A 12,633-nucleotide genomic window follows, 5' to 3' on the forward strand; every position below is an offset into this window, starting at 1 on the left:
TTTCTACGATCACTCAATCTGAGATTATTCATGACCTCAACCTTGCTAGCCGAACAATCAGATACGCCTGTAACGCCTCAACGTGTGTTGGAGGAAGTATTCGGTTACCAGACGTTTCGTGATGGTCAGCAAGAAGTGATTGAAGCCGCTATCGAAGGCAAAGACAGCTTGGTCATCATGCCGACTGGTGGCGGTAAATCTCTCTGTTACCAAATTCCGGCGTTAGTGCGCTCAGGGATTACCTTGGTGATTTCACCGCTGATTTCATTGATGAAAGACCAAGTTGATCAACTGAAAGCCAATGGTGTAGCAGCGGAGTGTGTGAACTCGACCATGAATCGAGAAGAGCTACTGAGTGTGTATAATCGCATGCACTCTGGTCAGCTTAAGCTAGTGTATGTCTCGCCAGAGCGCGTGTTAATGCGTGACTTTATTGAGCGTTTAGAAAACTTACCCTTATCTATGATCGCCGTGGATGAAGCACATTGTATCTCTCAGTGGGGACATGATTTTCGCCCAGAATACGCGGCGTTAGGTCAGTTAAAGCAACACTTTTCGCATGTGCCCTTTATGGCACTCACTGCCACTGCCGATGATGCGACGCGTCGTGATATTCTAGAACGCTTACGCTTACATGAGCCTCAGGTGTATCTAGGAAGCTTTGATCGTCCCAATATTCGTTACACCTTGGTAGAAAAGCACAAACCGGTTTCTCAAATCATTCGCTATCTAGCCACCCAAAAGGGAAGCTGCGGCATTATTTATTGCGGCAGTCGTAAGAAAGTTGAAATGGTGACCGAGAAGCTATGCAACAACCATATCCGCGCTGCTGGTTATCATGCAGGGATGGATACTGAAGAGCGAGCTTACGTTCAGGAAGCTTTTCAACGTGATGACATTCAAATCGTCGTTGCGACGGTTGCATTCGGCATGGGTATCAATAAGCCAAACGTGCGCTTTGTTGTGCATTTTGATATTCCACGTAACATCGAGTCCTATTATCAGGAAACTGGTCGAGCAGGGCGAGATGGCCTGCCTGCCGAGGCGATGATGTTGTATGACCCAGCCGACATCAGTTGGTTGCGTCGTATGTTGGATGAAAAAGATGATGGACCGCAGAAGCAGGTAGAAAGCCACAAACTCAATGCGATGAGTGCTTTTGCGGAAGCGCAAACCTGTCGTCGTCAGGTACTGCTCAACTATTTTGGAGAGTATCGCGAAAAGCCGTGTGGTAACTGCGATATCTGCCTGGACCCACCAAAACACTTTGATGCGACCGAAGAAGCGCGCAAAGCGTTGTCGTGTGTTTACCGCGTCAACCAAAGTTTTGGTATGACGTATGTGGTTGAGGTGCTGCGTGGGATGCAAAACATTCGTGTGCGCGAACACGGCCACGACAAAATTTCGACTTACGGCATTGGTCGTGATCACAGCCATGATTACTGGGTGAGTATCTTCCGCCAGTTAATTCATAAAGGGCTGCTATTTCAAAACATCACTCGTAACTCGACGTTGCAATTAACCGAAGAAGCACGTCCATTACTACGTGGTGATGTGTCTTTAGAACTTGCAGTTCCACGTTTAGATACCGCTGCACGTGCCGCGAAGTCGGACAAACTGACCAGCAAAAACTACGATAAGAAGTTGTTTGCCAAACTACGTAAGCTACGTAAGTCGATCGCCGATGAAGATGGTTTACCACCATATGTGGTATTCAGTGATGCGACCTTGATTGATATGGCAGAAATGCTGCCAACGTCATACGGTGAAATGTTAGCGGTTAGTGGCGTTGGTCAACGTAAACTAGAAAAATACGCCGATCCATTCTTGGATCTGATCCAAGAACACATTACTCACCACGGATAAGGAATCCATATGCACAAGGAATTTGGTCTCGCTGATTACATTGTTGAAGAAGGGCGTCTTATTATTACCGCTCCAAGCTTCGACCTCGATACTTTTCCGGCATTGGGTGAGCGTTTGGTAGAATTGTTATCTGCGTCAGTGGTAGAAAAACAGTGGGATGCGGATATTCACTCTTGGTTGATCGATTTTGAAGGCTGCCGCTTATTTATGAAAGCGGAGCACTACAGCGAAGCGATTTGGTTTGAAGCGCTAACAGTAGAAGAGAGTAGGGAAGAGCTCGACTATTTAGCCGGATTGTTCCAACGCGGCTTCTAAATTCAAGTTATCTATTCTTTAAAGGGTGTTTCACATGAAACACCCTTTCTTATTTTTGCATCAAAGCCCTTGGTTTTGATGTGATGTTCGCGAAGAAACGTTTGCGTATAAAACACCGCTTGTGAGTAAAATTGGTTAATGTATAATCGCCCACCGCTTTACTCTGAATGAGTTAAGTTAGTTTAATCGTCATTTTTTACATTGTTGGTAAGAGCGCTTTTCTCTGTAGAAAACGCTCGATTTGGGTTCCCTCGCCCCCAAACCAAACTAAAAAGGTATCGCATGAGTAACTTTACCCCTGTGCAGCAGCGCAACGCCCTTATCTATCTGGTTTTATTCCACCTAGTCATTATTGCATCCAGCAATTACCTAGTTCAGCTACCGTTTACTATCTTTGGCTTACATACCACCTGGGGTGCATTCACCTTCCCATTTATTTTCCTTGCGACGGATTTAACCGTACGTATTTTCGGTGCTCAGTTGGCGCGTAAGATCATTTTCTTAGTAATGTTGCCTGCTTTGGCTGTCTCTTACTTCTTATCGGTGGTGTTCTTCGAGGGGCAGTTCCAAGGTTTGGGTCACTTAGGGGAATTTAACTTATTCGTTGCTCGTATCGCGATTGCTAGCTTCATGGCGTATCTACTTGGTCAGATTATGGATGTGCACGTGTTCAACCGCCTACGTCAAATGAAACAGTGGTGGGTGGCCCCAACGTGTTCAACACTTTTTGGTAATGCACTGGATACCATCGCCTTCTTCGCGGTTGCGTTCTACCAAAGTCCAGATCCATTTATGGCGGAGCATTGGACGGAAATCGCGCTGGTGGACTACGGCTTTAAGTTAGTGATTAGTCTTGGTCTGTTTGTGCCTATGTACGGCGTACTACTGAATTACTTAATTAAGAAGCTAACGGCAGTGAACCCTAACTTTAAAGTTACGACGACGGCATAGTTTTCATCAGTTAATAGCAACAAAGCCGCTTTTGATAGCGGCTTTGTTGTTTCTAAAGCAAATGTACAGCGAAATGAGTATTTAGATCATCGGTGTCTCAAAACTCTATGAGTTGTACATAGGGTAATAACGGGTATTAAAAAGGCTCCAGAAGGAGCCTTTGTCATGGAATAACAACCATTAATCAGAGGTAATCGTTAATGGCCAACCGATATCAGTTTGACGGTTGGATTCGATTTCTAGCTCAGCGGCGGTCAACGGGTTGGCCGCTAGCCACTGTGCATCAATGTTTAATGTTAGGTTGTCACCTTCAGCCGTTAATACGACGTTTGGCTCTAAGTTTTGGTTGCGACGGTGAGTCAACAACACCGCTAAGCGCAACAACCGCAGTACGCGCTTGGCACTTGAGCCTGATAACGCGTGTTGCTCAGGCAGTGAGGTGAGTTGTTCTCGATAACGACGGGCAATCTCACCAATAAAGAACTTCTGCGCGCGAGTGTAGCCAGGTAAATCCAAATTCTGGAGTAGGTAAGCACTGTGCTCACCGCCTTTTTTGAAATCGATCGTTAAGCCGATTTCATGCAGCTTTGCGGCGGTTTCAAGCAATATCTTGCCTTGAGGTTCAGTAATCCACTCATCGCCGCCGGCTTGCTCCAACAGTTTGCTTGCCAGTGTCGCAACTTGTTCACCGTATTGGTGATCGAGCTGATAACGATTTTGTACGCTGGCAATTGTGCGAGCACGGATGTCTTCTTGACGTAGCTCTTCAACCATCTCGTAGACTAAGCCTTCACGTAGTGCGCCGCCAGCGAGTGTCATCGCGTCGATTTCCAGTAATTCAAAAACGGCAATCAAAATAGATAGGCCACTAGGGAATACTAACGCACGCTCAAGCGTTAAGCCTTCAATGTCGAGCTCTTCTAAATGATCGGCTAACATGGCTTGCTTCTGCAGGCGTTTCAATTTGGAGTGAGTGATTACTTCGTCCATACCTTGCGCTAGCATTATTTCTTGCAATGCCTGAACGGTGCCTGATGCGCCAACGCACACATCCCAACCGATTTCTGTATAGCGTTCTAGAATTGGCTGGATAGTCTGCTTCGCGCCTTCAATTGCTGCGTCAAAGTTACGCGCATTCAACTGGCGATCTTTAAAGAAGTTTTCCAGCCAAGTCACACAACCCATTTTTAAACTGGTCAGTGCTTTGGCTTCGAAACCTTCACCGATGATGAGTTCTGTACTTGCACCACCAATATCGACCACAAGACGGCGACCGCTGCCTCCAGAAGTGTGTGCGACACCTTTATAGATAGTGGCCGCTTCTTCTTCACCGGAGATAACGTCGATTGGTTGACCAAGAATCTGGTTCGCTTTCTCCAGAAAGACATCTACATTCGTGGCGGTACGTAAAGTGGCTGTGCCTACAATACGAATGTTTTGTTTAGGAATATCCTGCAAGCGTTCCGCAAATAGACTTAAGCAGTCCCATCCTCGCTGCATAGCTTCCATACTAAGAGAATTATGTTCATCTAGGCCCGCTGCTAGACGAACCTTGCGCTTAATTTTAGCCATTGTTTGAACGCTGCCATCGATATGACGCACAACGAGCATATGAAAACTGTTCGACCCGAGGTCGATGGCGGCGTATAGCGGCGATGATCCTGCTTGACTCATAAACGAACTCAGTTTCCTTTTACGATTGTTTTGGTGCCGATTGACGCGGTTGGCGCGGACGACGTCCTTGCGGCTTGCGGTTACCTGAACCTGAACGAGTACCGCCAGTATTCGTACGACGCTGTTGGTTGCGTGGCGCACGCATACGAATTGGCGCTGGCAGATCTTGGATCAGCGCTGACGAATCGTATTCTGAAACTGGGATAGTGTGCTCAATGTATTCTTCGATTGCAGGCAGGTTAATTGCGTACTCTTCACAAGCAAAACTGATTGAGTGGCCGCTTGCACCAGCACGACCTGTACGGCCAATACGGTGAACGTAATCTTCACAGTCGTCAGGAAGGTCGTAGTTGAAAACGTGCGTCACTTGAGGAATATGCAGACCACGCGCAGCAACGTCAGTTGCAACAAGAATGTCGACATCACCTTTGGTGAATTGCTCAAGAATCTTTTCACGTTTCTTCTGCGGTACATCACCAGTAAGAAGACCGACACGGTGTCCATCGGCAGCCAAGTGACCCCAAACCGATTCACACTTGTGTTTCGTGTTCGCAAAAATGATGGCGCGATCTGGCCATTCTTCTTCAATCAAAGTTTGAAGGAGGGCCATTTTATCTTCGTTAGAAGGGTAGAAAAGTTCTTCCTGAATGCGGTGACCAGTTTTCTGTTCTGGCTCTACCACAACATGCTCAGGGGTGTTCATGTGCTCAAATGCCAGTTCTTGAACGCGGTAAGAAAGCGTCGCTGAGAACAGCATGTTCAAACGCTCTTTTGGCTCAGGCATACGACGGAACAAGAAGCGAATGTCTTTAATAAAGCCAAGATCGAACATGCGGTCGGCTTCATCCAGAACAACGGCTTGAATGTTGTTAAGGTTGAATACGCGCTGTTTGTAGAAATCGATGATACGACCTGTCGTACCAATCAGAATATCGACACCATCTTGCAGCTTATTCAATTGCTTATCGTAGCTTTCACCACCGTAAGCCAAAGCGGTTTTTAGACCAGTGCTCTCAGTTAATGCTTCTGCATCATTGTAAATCTGAATAGCAAGCTCACGTGTTGGCGCCATAATGATTGCGCGTGGCTGCGTAGGTTTACGACCTTCATGCTCTGGTGTCGTCAGAAGGTGGTTGAATGTAGCAGTAAGAAACGCGAGCGTTTTACCAGTACCCGTTTGGGCCTGGCCTGCGATGTCTTGGCCGGTGAGCAGGACCGGCAACGCCAAGGCTTGGATAGGGGTACAAAATTCGAACCCTTTTTTGTCCAATCCTTCAATAACTTGGGGCTTTAAGCCCAAATCGGCGAACTTTTGCTCTGTGATATGCGTCTTTTTCATGGCTATAGAATATCAGCTAAAGCTTGCAATACGAAAGTAAATACATTCCAATAGGGCATCTAATTACTGGTTATCATCCAACCAGTTTCGAAAAACACATTGGAGTGGAAGATGAGTGATAAGATTTTGCAGCTAACTGATGACGGTTTTGAAAACGATGTAATCAACGCTGCAGGCCCGGTTCTAGTGGATTTCTGGGCAGAATGGTGTGGTCCTTGTAAAATGATCGCTCCTATTCTGGACGAAATCGCAGACGAGTACGAAGGCAAACTCACTATCGGTAAACTAAACATCGACCATAACGCAGGTACACCACCTAAGTTTGGTATTCGCGGCATTCCAACGCTACTGCTATTCAAAGACGGCAACGTAGCGGCAACGAAAGTTGGTGCTCTGTCTAAAACTCAACTAAAAGAGTTTTTGGACGCAAACTTATAATCACCAAGTGATTACAGATAAAACCGTGCAAAGTAACAACGCACGGTTTTGTTTTTCTAACTCTGGACTAGAATACTAATTAGTGCTAACTTATCGCGCGTTAATTGAACAAATTTCTCTTCTTGGTCGATCCTGAGACCAAATCCATCTTAACTAGAAAACAGATCTTATTTTGACTAAACAAGAATCCACCACCATGAACCTTACCGAACTGAAGAACAGACCTGTGTCTGACCTTGTAAAACTGGGCGAAAGCTTAGGATTAGAGAACCTAGCTCGCTTAAGAAAACAAGACATCATCTTCGCGATTTTAAAAGCGCACGCTAAAGGCGGCGAAGACATCTTTGGCGATGGGGTTCTGGAAATTCTGCAAGACGGCTTTGGTTTCCTACGCAGTGCAGATAGTTCATACCTTGCGGGTCCGGACGATATCTACGTATCACCAAGTCAGATTCGTCGCTTTAACCTACGTACTGGTGACTCTATCGCTGGTAAAATTCGTCCACCAAAAGACGGTGAACGCTACTTTGCCCTTCTAAAAGTCAATACCGTTAACGACGACAAACCAGACAACGCTCGTAACAAGATCCTATTTGAAAACCTTACCCCTCTACATGCAAATGAACGCATGGTAATGGAGCGTGGTAACGGTTCTACAGAAGACATCACAGCACGTGTTTTAGATTTGGCATCGCCTATCGGTAAAGGTCAACGTGGTCTGATTGTTGCTCCGCCAAAAGCGGGTAAGACAATGCTTCTGCAAAATATTGCTCAAAGCATCGCATACAACCACCCAGAGTGTGAGTTGATGGTACTTCTTATCGACGAACGTCCAGAAGAAGTAACAGAGATGCAGCGTCTAGTTAAAGGTGAAGTAGTCGCGTCGACTTTCGATGAGCCAGCATCTCGTCACGTACAAGTAGCGGAAATGGTAATCGAGAAAGCAAAACGTCTTGTTGAACACAAGAAAGACGTGGTTATCCTGCTTGACTCTATCACTCGTCTCGCTCGTGCTTACAACACCGTAGTACCTTCATCAGGTAAAGTACTGACAGGTGGTGTGGATGCAAACGCACTACACCGTCCTAAGCGTTTCTTTGGTGCAGCACGTAATGTTGAAGAGGGCGGTAGCCTAACGATCATCGCAACGGCACTAGTAGATACTGGTTCTAAGATGGATGAAGTTATCTACGAAGAGTTCAAGGGTACAGGTAACATGGAACTGCACTTGAACCGTAAGATTGCTGAGAAGCGTGTATTCCCTGCGATTGACTTCAACCGTTCAGGTACACGTCGTGAAGAGCTACTGACGAAGACTGATGAACTACAGAAAATGTGGATTCTGCGTAAGATCGTTCACCCAATGGGCGAAATCGACGCGATGGAATTCCTCATTGATAAGCTAGCGATGACGAAGACCAACGATGAGTTCTTCGATGCGATGCGTCGTCAGTAATAGCTGAGTCCTTATTCTAAAAAAGCCACCGTTAACGGTGGCTTTTTTGTTGCTTTCTCCCGATGGAAGCATCAGAATGAGGAGAAATGTTATCGGGAGGTTAACATGCAACAAGGAATGTTGTCGTCATTACTCCTGAGCTTGTCACTTATCACACTACCCGCGACGTTATCTGCCAAGGAAATGCAGGAGTCTGTAGTAGAACAGTGGCTTCAGGATACTCAAATACAGGCTAAAGTCTCTGAACTGCTTGATTACGTTGTCAGGGATGAGGTCGACTCGCTTAAATTTGCCCTTGATCGACTAGCTTTACCTCAACAAGAGGTCGTGCGTTTTCGGTTATTGGAAAAGCTTGAGAAGCAAGATGTGATTCTCACGCCTAGAATGGCTCTGTTTGTTGAGTCTCAGATCCGTATGACTCCTACTTATCAGGTTCTAGAGCGAGGGGACGGGTATGAGTTTAGTGTGCCTGCCTTTAACTTTCCTGCCATTGCAAGCCGCTTGATTAAGCGTTGGAAGCAAGACCAAAGTACCTTGGACTTTGTACTACAAGCTGAGCGGAAAGAGCTCGACTTAAAGCAATGGCTTACAGGGCCATCTCAACAAGCTCAGGCGCGTGAAGCACTTTTGATTCGAGAGTTGGACAGCTTATCACCGCATGCGCTTGCCGCATTAACCACTCAGTTAACCAAAGCGAATGTGACCAGTTGGCTACCATCGACAGCCGTGATCGTGAGATTAGCGCAAGTAAGTCAAGATGAGGAAGTGTACAACTTACTCTGGCGGATGAGAGCGGATTACAATAGCCAGTCCGAACTCGAGCGTTTAGCTACGGTTGGGGACGTTTTTTCAATTCAGCAATTGATGAACTCCACCGTCAATCCGTCACTCAAACCAGAAGCCATTAGTCTACTCACAAAATCCAACCCTTTATCTCCGCAAGTGAAACAGTTTCTAGTGAGCAAAATGGCACTATCGGAAGAAGCTACCATGGTCGCTCGAGAGCTGGCGCAGCAAGGGCATCAAACCTGGTTGGAAGAGTTAGTCTCTAACAACCATCAAGTGAAGACCCGGCAGATAGAGCAAGTATTAAAGTAATCTGGCTCACATACCCACACAAAATAGGAGGATCTTAGCGTCCTCCTATTTGTTATACTGCGGACAGTTTAATCAGCCAGTCATGAAGGCCTATGAGTTTTAAGGATTTACGCGAATTTATCGACCACCTAGAACAGAAAGGTCGACTTAAACGCATTGCTCACCCAGTCGATCCCGCTTACGAAATGACAGAAATCAGTGACCGCACCTTGCGTGCTGGTGGACCTGCGCTGTTGTTTGAGAACCCAATTGGCTACGACGTACCTGTTTTGACCAACCTATTTGGTACACCAGAGCGTGTCGCGATTGGTATGGGACGTGAAGATGTTAAAGAATTAAGAGAAGTCGGTAAGCTGCTGGCTTATTTGAAAGAACCTGAGCCACCAAAAGGCTTCAAAGACGCATTGGAAAAATTGCCAGTGTTCAAGCAAGTATTGAACATGCCAGCCAAGCGCTTAAGAAAAGCATCGTGCCAAGAGATAGTGTGGCAAGGTGATGAAGTCGACTTGGACAAAATCCCGGTAATGAGCTGCTGGGCAGAAGATGTAGCGCCGCTGCTTACTTGGGGCTTAACCGTAACCAAAGGTCCAAATAAGAAACGTCAGAACCTAGGCATTTACCGTCAGCAGAAAATTGCCAAGAACAAAATCATCATGCGTTGGTTAGCCCATCGTGGTGGTGCGCTTGATCTGCGCGATTGGATGGAAACCAATCCAGGTAAACCTTTCCCAGTTTCGGTCGCGTTTGGTGCAGACCCAGCAACCATTCTTGGCGCAGTAACACCAGTGCCAGATACGCTATCGGAATACGCATTTGCAGGTTTGCTACGTGGAAGCAAAACGGAAGTCGTGAAGTCAGTCAGCAATGATTTGGAAGTGCCAGCAAGCGCGGAAATCGTGATGGAAGGCTATATCGACCCGAACGAGTTTGCTGATGAAGGTCCTTACGGTGACCATACTGGCTACTATAACGAAAAAGAAAAGCACCACGTATTTACTATTACGCACATTACTATGCGTAAAGACCCTATTTATCACAGCACCTACACAGGTCGTCCGCCAGATGAACCAGCTGTATTGGGTGTGGCATTAAACGAAGTGTTTGTGCCTATTCTGCAAAAGCAATTCCCAGAGATTGAAGACTTCTATCTTCCGCCAGAAGGTTGTTCGTACCGAATGGCCGTCGTCACCATGAAGAAGCAGTACCCAGGACATGCCAAGCGCGTAATGATGGGCGTGTGGTCTTTCTTACGTCAATTCATGTATACCAAGTTTGTTATTGTGTGCGATGAATCGGTAAACGCACGAGATTGGAATGATGTCGTTAAAGCCATGTCAGAGCATATGGATCCTGTACGTGATACCTTGATGATAGACAACACGCCAATCGACTCGCTCGACTTTGCTTCGCCAGTGGTTGGGCTTGGCTCTAAGATGGGCTTGGATGCGACCATTAAATGGGATGCTGAGCTGGTGACACGAACCGAGGTCACTGAGCGAGACAGCAAAGCGATTACCGAAGCAGAACTGAATGAGTTGAAACAGCAACGTCCTGAGATTGTTGATGTCTATCTACCAGCCACAGCAAACAACCAATTTGCTGTTGTGACCATGAAGAAAGACCAAGCCGGTCAATCTCAAGAATTGATGGAATATTTATGGGGTTTCTTTGCTCAGTACGCGGATAACAAATTCATTATCTTGTGCGACGATGACGTCAATGCACGAGATTGGAATGACATCATTTGGGCTGTGACAACTCGAATGGACCCAGATAGAGACACAACTCAAGTGCGTGGTAATACTGAGAGTTCATCCAAATTAGGATTGGATGCGACCAACAAGTTCGAATCTGAAGTCACGCGCGAGTGGGGTACGCCTATCAAAAAAGATCCTAAACTTGTGGCTAAAGTCGATGAGATTTGGGACCAGTTAGGTATTCTATGAGTCATCAAGTCCACCTTCTACCAATGGACGTTACGTTTCCAGTAAAAGAAGGGGAGACGGTGTTGGAAGCTGCGCTCAACAACAATATTCGCTTCCCTCACCGTTGCCAAGTTGGCGCTTGCGCCATGTGCATGTGTAAAAAGCTAACGGGCGAGGTGAATTACCACCTCGAACCGATGCTAACCGAAAAAGAGCAACAGCAAGGTTGGATATTCCCTTGCCAAGCCTATACAGAAAGTAATTTAGTGCTTACTTTTGACGAGTAAGCGAGAGGAACACCATGACCATCCAATGTAAAGTAAAGTCTATTCAGCCGTTAGCTTGTAATACTTACCAAATCCTTCTTCATCCAGAATCACCAGTGCCTTTTAAAGCGGGTCAGTACCTAATGGTGGTGATGGGTGAAAAAGACAAACGTCCTTTCTCTATCGCGAGCAGCCCTTGCCGTCATGAAGGTGAACTTGAACTGCATATCGGTGCGGCGGAACACAACGCTTACGCTCAAGAAGTTGTCGAAGCAATGCAAGCGGCGCTTGAAACTGATGGTCAGATTGAAATTGATGCCCCGCATGGTGACGCTTGGGTTCAAGAAGAAAGTGAACGTCCACTATTATTAATTGCTGGTGGTACAGGTTTTAGTTACGTGCGCTCGATTCTGGATCACTGCGTCGCGCAGAATAAAACCAACCCTATCTATCTATATTGGGGTGCGCGCGATAACTGCCAACTTTATGCAAAAGAAGAACTGATCGAGATCGCCGATAAGTTTACTAACGTTCACTTTGTTCCAGTTGTAGAAGAAGCACCTGCTGATTGGCAAGGTAAGGTTGGTAACGTGCTACAAGCGGTGAGTGAAGATTTCGAAAGCTTAGAAAACTACGATATCTATATTGCAGGTCGATTCGAAATGGCTGGCGCAGCACGTGAACAGTTCACTCAGAACAAGAAAGCGAAGAGCGAACGTATGTTCGCAGACGCGTACGCATTCATTTAAATACGGCTTGTGAGGCAGAAAAAGAGGGTTTTTTACCCTCTTTTTTGCTTTTTTGATGAAATAGTCATCGAACAGTCGGTTTTTCCCATTTTTTTCCAAAAAAGGGTTGCGAACGGATCTGAGTTCCCTATAATGCGCATCCACCGACACGGCAGAGGCGATAAGGCTTCAGCAGGGTCGGAGAGGTAAAAAGCTTCTGCGAAAATAAAATTGAAAAAGTGTTTGACACTGCCAATTAAATCGCTAGAATGCACCTCCGCTTTGAGAGAAAAGCTTCTCTAAAAGTAAGCTCTTTAACAATATAGACCTATCAATCTGTGTGGGCACTCGTTGATGATAATCCAATTAGAAGCTTCAGCTTCAAATTAGGTTTCAATGAAACGAAGTGACCATTGAATCTTCGGATTCAGCACAGTCAATTCAAACATTACGTTATGTAATGTTCAGTATTCATTGAGCCGACAAAATCTTAAATTGAAGAGTTTGATCATGGCTCAGATTGAACGCTGGCGGCAGGCCTAACACATGCAAGTCGAGCGGAAACGAGTTATCTGAA

11 protein-coding genes and 1 rRNA gene are annotated in these 12,633 nt (G+C 46.1%); 10 read left to right on the forward strand and 2 right to left on the reverse strand.

Annotated elements, in window-relative coordinates:
- The first annotated feature begins 30 nt into the window (after nucleotides 1-30).
- The 3 genes from recQ to B7360_RS21790 all read left to right on the forward strand — a co-directional run bounded on the left by recQ (nucleotide 31) and on the right by B7360_RS21790 (nucleotide 3,132).
- Nucleotides 31-1,866: an ATP-dependent DNA helicase RecQ gene (recQ, locus tag B7360_RS21780; RefSeq protein ID WP_005397012.1), complete on the forward strand. Its 1,836-nt coding sequence runs from the start codon at nucleotides 31-33 to the stop codon at nucleotides 1,864-1,866.
- A gap of 9 nt (nucleotides 1,867-1,875) precedes the next feature.
- A complete protein-coding gene (locus B7360_RS21785; RefSeq protein ID WP_085344608.1) occupies nucleotides 1,876-2,181 on the forward strand; it encodes a DUF3630 family protein in 306 nt (101 codons plus the stop codon).
- Between the two features lie 282 nt (nucleotides 2,182-2,463).
- A complete protein-coding gene (locus B7360_RS21790; RefSeq protein WP_085344609.1) occupies nucleotides 2,464-3,132 on the forward strand; it encodes a 7-cyano-7-deazaguanine/7-aminomethyl-7-deazaguanine transporter in 669 nt (222 codons plus the stop codon).
- Between the two features lie 180 nt (nucleotides 3,133-3,312).
- Here the strand turns inward: B7360_RS21790 and gppA are convergent, their stop codons facing one another.
- Nucleotides 3,313-4,806, reverse strand: a complete 1,494-nt coding sequence (gene gppA, locus B7360_RS21795) for a guanosine-5'-triphosphate,3'-diphosphate diphosphatase (RefSeq protein ID WP_046874560.1) — start codon at nucleotides 4,804-4,806, stop codon at nucleotides 3,313-3,315.
- 19 nt (nucleotides 4,807-4,825) lie between these two features.
- Nucleotides 4,826-6,145, reverse strand: a complete 1,320-nt coding sequence (gene rhlB / locus B7360_RS21800) for an ATP-dependent RNA helicase RhlB (RefSeq protein ID WP_005397003.1) — start codon at nucleotides 6,143-6,145, stop codon at nucleotides 4,826-4,828.
- Nucleotides 6,146-6,256: 111 nt separating this feature from the next.
- On the opposite strand from rhlB, the gene trxA reads away from it, so the two are divergent.
- The 7 genes from trxA to B7360_RS21835 form a co-directional block, all read left to right on the forward strand.
- Nucleotides 6,257-6,583 (forward strand): thioredoxin TrxA, encoded by a 327-nt coding sequence (trxA, locus tag B7360_RS21805; RefSeq protein WP_004745500.1) that lies wholly within the window; start codon nucleotides 6,257-6,259, stop codon nucleotides 6,581-6,583.
- Between the two features lie 196 nt (nucleotides 6,584-6,779).
- The gene (rho, locus tag B7360_RS21810; protein WP_005378757.1) at nucleotides 6,780-8,039 is read left to right on the forward strand and encodes a transcription termination factor Rho; all 1,260 of its coding nucleotides are present in this window, start codon (nucleotides 6,780-6,782) and stop codon (nucleotides 8,037-8,039) included.
- A gap of 105 nt (nucleotides 8,040-8,144) precedes the next feature.
- Nucleotides 8,145-9,137 carry a hypothetical protein gene (locus tag B7360_RS21815; RefSeq protein ID WP_048626802.1) on the forward strand — a complete coding sequence of 331 codons (993 nt, stop codon included), beginning with the start codon at nucleotides 8,145-8,147 and terminating at the stop codon, nucleotides 9,135-9,137.
- Between the two features lie 92 nt (nucleotides 9,138-9,229).
- Nucleotides 9,230-11,083 (forward strand): 4-hydroxy-3-polyprenylbenzoate decarboxylase, encoded by a 1,854-nt coding sequence (ubiD, locus tag B7360_RS21820; RefSeq protein WP_085344610.1) that lies wholly within the window; start codon nucleotides 9,230-9,232, stop codon nucleotides 11,081-11,083.
- Nucleotides 11,080-11,349, forward strand: coding sequence for a 2Fe-2S iron-sulfur cluster-binding protein (locus B7360_RS21825; protein WP_012841284.1), 270 nt, complete (start codon nucleotides 11,080-11,082; stop codon nucleotides 11,347-11,349). Before ubiD ends, B7360_RS21825 begins: the two co-directional genes overlap by 4 nt.
- A 14-nt stretch (nucleotides 11,350-11,363) precedes the next feature.
- Nucleotides 11,364-12,077 carry an NAD(P)H-flavin reductase gene (gene fre, locus B7360_RS21830; RefSeq protein WP_074190854.1) on the forward strand — a complete coding sequence of 238 codons (714 nt, stop codon included), beginning with the start codon at nucleotides 11,364-11,366 and terminating at the stop codon, nucleotides 12,075-12,077.
- Between the two features lie 471 nt (nucleotides 12,078-12,548).
- Nucleotides 12,549-12,633: ribosomal RNA gene (locus tag B7360_RS21835) — 16S ribosomal RNA — on the forward strand; the annotation flags it as partial.

Source organism: Vibrio sp. ArtGut-C1 (assembly GCF_002105475.1).
In the GTDB taxonomy this organism is placed as follows: domain Bacteria; phylum Pseudomonadota; class Gammaproteobacteria; order Enterobacterales; family Vibrionaceae; genus Vibrio; species Vibrio diabolicus.

Bases quoted from the DNA above. Each gene is read 5' to 3' on its own strand.
- recQ (WP_005397012.1), top strand. From the start codon at position 31: ATGACCTCAACCTTGCTAGCCGAACAATCAGATACGCCTGTAACGCCT.
- B7360_RS21785 (WP_085344608.1), top strand. From the start codon at position 1,876: ATGCACAAGGAATTTGGTCTCGCTGATTACATTGTTGAAGAAGGGCGT.
- B7360_RS21790 (WP_085344609.1), top strand. From the start codon at position 2,464: ATGAGTAACTTTACCCCTGTGCAGCAGCGCAACGCCCTTATCTATCTG.
- gppA (WP_046874560.1), bottom strand. From the start codon at position 4,806: ATGAGTCAAGCAGGATCATCGCCGCTATACGCCGCCATCGACCTCGGG.
- rhlB (WP_005397003.1), bottom strand. From the start codon at position 6,145: ATGAAAAAGACGCATATCACAGAGCAAAAGTTCGCCGATTTGGGCTTA.
- trxA (WP_004745500.1), top strand. From the start codon at position 6,257: ATGAGTGATAAGATTTTGCAGCTAACTGATGACGGTTTTGAAAACGAT.
- rho (WP_005378757.1), top strand. From the start codon at position 6,780: ATGAACCTTACCGAACTGAAGAACAGACCTGTGTCTGACCTTGTAAAA.
- B7360_RS21815 (WP_048626802.1), top strand. From the start codon at position 8,145: ATGCAACAAGGAATGTTGTCGTCATTACTCCTGAGCTTGTCACTTATC.
- ubiD (WP_085344610.1), top strand. From the start codon at position 9,230: ATGAGTTTTAAGGATTTACGCGAATTTATCGACCACCTAGAACAGAAA.
- B7360_RS21825 (WP_012841284.1), top strand. From the start codon at position 11,080: ATGAGTCATCAAGTCCACCTTCTACCAATGGACGTTACGTTTCCAGTA.
- fre (WP_074190854.1), top strand. From the start codon at position 11,364: ATGACCATCCAATGTAAAGTAAAGTCTATTCAGCCGTTAGCTTGTAAT.